This window comes from Pedobacter sp. 01T416_2, from assembly GCF_056398925.1.
Genome location: NZ_JBFTQI010000391.1, coordinates 1 through 5,463, shown reverse-complemented (window position 1 = coordinate 5,463; position 5,463 = coordinate 1). Strand labels below are relative to the sequence as shown.

Genomic DNA, 5,463 nt, shown 5'->3' with positions numbered 1-5,463 from the left:
GCCCAGATGATGAAGAGAGGCCTCTACTATAATTACCGCTCCATCTACGATTAGCCCAAAGTCTATAGCGCCAAGGCTCATCAGGTTTCCGCTAACGCCAAAAAGGTTCATCAGGCATATGGCAAAAAGCATGGCAAGTGGAATAACCGAGGCCACAATCAGTCCGGCACGGAAATTTCCCAAAAGCAGTACCAGTACAAAGATCACAATCAATGCGCCTTCTGCCAGGTTTTTGGTCACCGTACCAATGGCACTGTCTACCAGTTTTGTGCGGTCGAGAAATGGCTCGATCACCACGCCCTCTGGAAGATTCTTTGCAATCTGATCCATCCGGGTTTTTACATTTGCAATAACCTTGGAAGAGTTGGCTCCTTTTAGCATCATCACTACCGCCCCGACTACTTCGCCCTGATCGTTTCTGGTCATGGCACCATACCTGGTGGCTGCACCGATCCTCACTTCAGCTACATTTCGGATCAGCACAGGAATGCTATTCTCATTGGTCCGTACAACGATATTCTCAATGTCCTCGATACTATTGATAAGCCCCTCACTCCTGATAAAATAGGCATTGGGTTTCTTATCGATGTAAGATCCGCCAGTGTTCTGGTTGTTTTTTTCAAGTGCCTTAAAAATGTCGCTGATGGAGATATCCATACTTCTGAGTTTGTCGGGATTAAGGGCAATCTCATACTGTTTGAGGTACCCCCCAAAGCTGCTTACATCTGCTATACCCTCTACGCCCAGGAGCTGACGGCGAACAATCCAGTCTTGAATGGTGCGGAGCTCGGTGGCATCATATTTTTTTTCATATCCTTTTTTGGGATGGATTACGTACTGGTAAATCTCACCCAGTCCGGTTGTTAATGGTGCAACCTCGGGTGTGCCGATCCCTTTTGGAATGGCTCTTTCTACTTCGGCAAGCCTTTCGCTCACCTGTTGACGGGCCCAGTAAATCTCTACATTTTCCTTAAACACCACTGTCACAACTGAAAGGCCGAATCTGCTAAAGGAACGGATTTCTTCTATTCCGGGAATAGTAGCCATGGTCTGCTCTACCGGGTAGGTTACAAAGCGCTCAATATCTTCCGCGCCGTTGCTTGGTGAAGAGGTAATAATCTGGACCTGGTTATTGGTAATATCGGGAAGGGCATCAATGGGCAGCTGCCTAAGGGAGTATATGCCCCAGGCAATCAGCGCCAGTATCATAATTCCCACCAGCAGTTTCTGCCTGATGGAGAATTGTATTATTCTGTTCAGCATTGTCGTTTAAATCAAAAATCAATAAATAGCAGGGCATCATTGCACCTCATGGTGCAAAATTGTGCATGTAAAAAAGCATGCTTTTCATGGACAGCGCCATGAGATAAAAAAATTGATTAAACGAGCTTAGGCGGTTGCCAGATATCGAGTGGTTGTTTTTTCAATGCAGAGCACTGGAAAACCGGGTATGGTTTACGGAATACAGGAACAATCAGATCTGTTAACTTTTCGGATGGAAAGTGCTGACCGACAGAACAGCAGGCACAGCTGCAGAATGGTGGACAGGATTCTCCATGCATATGCTCAGCTTTTGATTGATCGCTGTGCACAGTGCTTTCTGTGTGAGACTTGGAAACCATATCTTCCTTGTCCTGGCAGGGCATTAGGCCCAGAAGGATCAGATAAAGAGAAAAAAGGAATACAAAGTTTTTCACCAAAGGCAAATGTAATGATTAATGTTTTTAATTCATAAAGCCCGTTTTTATTTTAATTCCTGTTTTGATTGACGGCTAAAAAACAATTTATCTCTTCACGCAACCTTAATGCCTTACGTATCATTGTAGATGCAAAGTTATGGGGTAAAGAATGTTGGTTATTTTTACGGCTTGCAATTTTTACAAGCCCTACATGCATACTAACCTGAATAATGAGCTGGCCACCAAGCCACATTACCCTATATTAGATGGCCTTCGCGGTGTGGCCGCTATAATCGTTGTCACCTTTCACTTAACCGAGCCCTTAGGCACCGGGCACCTCGATATCCTGGTTAACCATGGCTATCTGGCTGTAGATTTTTTCTTTTTATTATCGGGTTTTGTAATGGGCTACGCTTATGACGACCGATGGAATAAAATGAGTGTAGGCAGTTTTTTCAAACGCCGTATTATAYGTTTGCAACCCATGGTGATTTTGGGGATGACCCTTGGCGCTATCGGATTCTATTTTACAGATTCTACCATATGGCCGCTCATTCACACCATTCCGCTTTGGAAGATGCTGCTGGTACTGCTTATTGGCTATACCATCCTACCTATACCACTATCGCTCGATATACGTGGCTGGCAAGAAATGCATCCCATGAATAGCGTGGGCTGGTCCTTGTTCTTTGAATACATTGCCAACATTCTTTATGCGGTGTGGATCAGGAAGTTTTCTAAAACGGCATTAACTATTTTAGTGGTTATCGCTGCTATTGCATTGGCACAGCTGGCCATTACAAACGGCGATGTAAGCGGCGGCTGGACACTAAATGCAGAACAAGTGCGTATTGGCTTTACCCGTACCCTATACCCTTTCTTTGCGGGTTTGTTACTTTCGCGTATTGCCAAGCCTACCCGAATTAAAAATGCCTTTTTATGGTGCAGCTTTTTAGTGGCGCTAGTACTTTATATGCCACGCATTGGCGGGGCTGAGCAGCTTTGGATGAACGGGATTTACGAATCTGTCTGCATTATCATCGTGTTCCCGCTCATCGTATATATTGGCGCCAGTGGCGTATTGCAAACGCAAAGAGAGCATAAGATATGCAAATTTTTAGGTGATATATCCTATCCACTTTATCTGGTACATTATCCATTGGTTTATTTTTATGTGGCCTGGATCAGCAACCATAAAGGCACAACAATTGTGCAGGCCTGGCCTTATGCCTTACTCATTTTAGTTGGTGGGATTGCTTTGGCCTACGTCACCTTAAAATGGTACGACGAGCCAGTGCGCAAATGGTTGCGGAAAAAGTTTGCCTAAGATTGGGTTAGGCTTAAAAGAGGCTGTATCATAAATATAGAATGGTTATCCTGAGGGTTAATTTTGTATAAAATCAATATTAATGGCGTATATAATTGATTATTTTTTACCCTACAGCTCATGCTTTCCTCGGCTCACCGCCGCCGATGGGCTCTTCCTTTTTGGTGTCAAAAAGGAACAAAAAACACCGGCTGAAAATTTTTCTCTTGAAGTTAGCGGGTTGGTTTGGGCAGTGCAGCCCGATCCCGATAGCTATCGGGATGTTAGGCCGGATTTAAGTAGAACGGGGATACAGTGCTACGGCCTAGTTGGGCGGAAATAGCATCCGACATAAACACCTCTACTGGTCTTAGCGTCTCGCTAAGACCATGTTTAAATACTTTTAAGGCGTTTCGATAGTCTCTCCGTAGGAGTCCTTTGGACAACGTGACACGTTCAAATGGAATCACAACTTGTGACACAGACTCTTCTTTTGGTCTATATTACTTTAAAAAATCATTTAGGTAAGCTGATATGGTTTTCGTCTGCATCATTAAACTCACATGCCCCTGGCCAGGAACAATAGCCAAATGAGATTTTGGCATCGCCCCCATATCGGCAAATTTGTCGCCGCCCAGTAATTGGTAGGTTTTACTCAGCTCTACTTTATCCAGGCCGTCATTATCTCCTGCGATGATTAATACGGGTGAAGTAATTTTCGCAATATTGGCGTCGCCCATGTCGAATGTTGTCCCTGCAAAAACAATCATCTGTTCTATAAATTTTGTCCATTTTGTTTTGTCAGGCGCTACCGCATCATATGCCGTTTTCATAGGTGTATTTGCAAACATTTCAGGTTTCATATTTTTAAATGCACCTGCTATTTCAGGTTTCCAGCCAGTACTTTTATAAGTAGAAGAAATGATTACTAATTTTTTTACGCGTTTAGGGCTTTGTATGGTCAACTTATAAGCTATAGAGCCACCCATGCTATACCCTGCAACATCGGCGCTGTCTACTTTTAAATATTTCATTACCCCTTCCACATCACTGGCCAGGGTAGCCTGATCTAATTTCCGGTCAGAAAAGGGAGTGTGCCCATGTCCCTGCAATTCGACGGCGATTACTTTTCTGGTTTTCGATAATTCGGGTATTAACTGTCCCCAGTTTGTTTCGATGGTCATAAAAGCACCATGCAGTAAGATGAGCGGTTTACCCTCACCGTATACTTCGTAATAAACTTTAAGGCCATTAACCGGCGCATAACCGCTCTCGGCAGGTTTAAGCTGTTGCGCTTTTGATTGAGCTGCTGCAAAAATGATCATTGCAAAGAATAGTACTGATTTAAGGATATTACCTGTTTGGAATAAATTTTTCATAAAGCTATTTAAATTTAGTTTGAACTATATTAACCATACAAATATGAGATTCATTTGGGGCTTTAACGCGACGTAAAAACGACAACTTCGGTAGCGGATTGCGACATTAATATAAGGAAATAGACTTTGTATGAGCAAACGATTAAATAAAATCTTTTTATGGCTGCGGACTGTCTAAACGATTATTATCTTCGGATAGACTTTAGATTAAATTGCTAAGCCGTAATAACACGCTAAACAGAGGTAAGCGGTTATTAATTTTATAGAATCATGAAAATCCAATGTAAAAATTGTTTACCCAAAGAAGGAATTGAGATCCCAGATTTTACGCAGTCAGAAAAACTCAAACTACACAACTAAAGATAGAATCACCAATTCATTTAGTAAAATATATCGTTGACAATTACGCTTTAGGCCATGGAGATGCTAAATATGTAGTAACACACATCAACAAAGTTTACGGGCATTGTAACCATTGTATTTTTAATAAACTCGATGGAGAGTATACAAACTGTCCGAAATGTGGTGCATTAAACCTGAATTGGAAGATAATTTAAATTTGCTGCAAGGCAGGAATTACCCCAAATGAGTACCAGAGCAATCGGACTGCTTAAATTTCAACAAATTCGTTTGTAAATTCATTCTTTAAAAATACTGATTAAAAGCTTTTTAAAAGAAGGGCTTTTTTAATTAAAACCTGATCTACCGCTTTTAGTAGTTGCGTTTATCGTGTATATTTGAGCATTACCCACAGGAGATTACGCTCAAAAACCACGGAAAATGGAACAAAAAAATCTATCGGAACTAACAGATGAAGAATTGTTGCAAGAAACAAAAAAAAGGAAATCGGCAGCCATAACCAATGCAATATTAATTGGATTTCTGATCGGTGTTGTATTTTTCAGCCTTATGAAAAACAGTTTAGGGTTTTTAACACTCATTCCTTTATTTTTCGCCTATAAGCTGACCAATAACTCGAAATACAACAATCAGGAATTAGAAAACCTTTTAAAAGAAAGAGGTTTGAAATAAGAAAAGGTGGCTGATTATCTTTTTTCCTTCTGCTCATAATGCTCGTTCAAAATTAACTCACCTATCT

5 protein-coding genes are annotated in these 5,463 nt (G+C 41.5%); 2 read left to right on the top strand and 3 right to left on the bottom strand.

Annotated features, from left to right (window positions below; genetic code table 11):
• Together AC1DPQ_RS16275 and AC1DPQ_RS16270 are read right to left on the bottom strand one after the other, a co-directional pair.
• On the bottom strand, window positions 1–1,263 hold a 1,263-nt coding region (locus AC1DPQ_RS16275), incomplete at its 3' end, for an efflux RND transporter permease subunit (protein WP_477610252.1).
• Window positions 1,264–1,379: 116 nt separating this feature from the next.
• Window positions 1,380–1,697, bottom strand: coding sequence for a DUF6660 family protein (locus AC1DPQ_RS16270; RefSeq protein ID WP_477582490.1), 318 nt, complete (start codon window positions 1,695–1,697; stop codon window positions 1,380–1,382).
• Between the two features lie 193 nt (window positions 1,698–1,890).
• On the opposite strand from AC1DPQ_RS16270, the gene AC1DPQ_RS16265 reads away from it, so the two are divergent.
• Window positions 1,891–3,006 carry an acyltransferase family protein gene (locus AC1DPQ_RS16265; RefSeq protein ID WP_477610251.1) on the top strand — a complete coding sequence of 372 codons (1,116 nt, stop codon included), beginning with the start codon at window positions 1,891–1,893 and terminating at the stop codon, window positions 3,004–3,006.
• A gap of 482 nt (window positions 3,007–3,488) precedes the next feature.
• Here the strand turns inward: AC1DPQ_RS16265 and AC1DPQ_RS16260 are convergent, their stop codons facing one another.
• Window positions 3,489–4,364: an alpha/beta fold hydrolase gene (locus tag AC1DPQ_RS16260; protein ID WP_477610250.1), complete on the bottom strand. Its 876-nt coding sequence runs from the start codon at window positions 4,362–4,364 to the stop codon at window positions 3,489–3,491.
• A gap of 780 nt (window positions 4,365–5,144) precedes the next feature.
• Between AC1DPQ_RS16260 and AC1DPQ_RS16255 the strand changes: the two genes are divergently transcribed.
• On the top strand, window positions 5,145–5,396 hold the full coding sequence (locus AC1DPQ_RS16255; protein WP_477586032.1) for a hypothetical protein: 252 nt from the start codon (window positions 5,145–5,147) through the stop codon (window positions 5,394–5,396).
• Window positions 5,397–5,463: the final 67 nt, after the last annotated feature.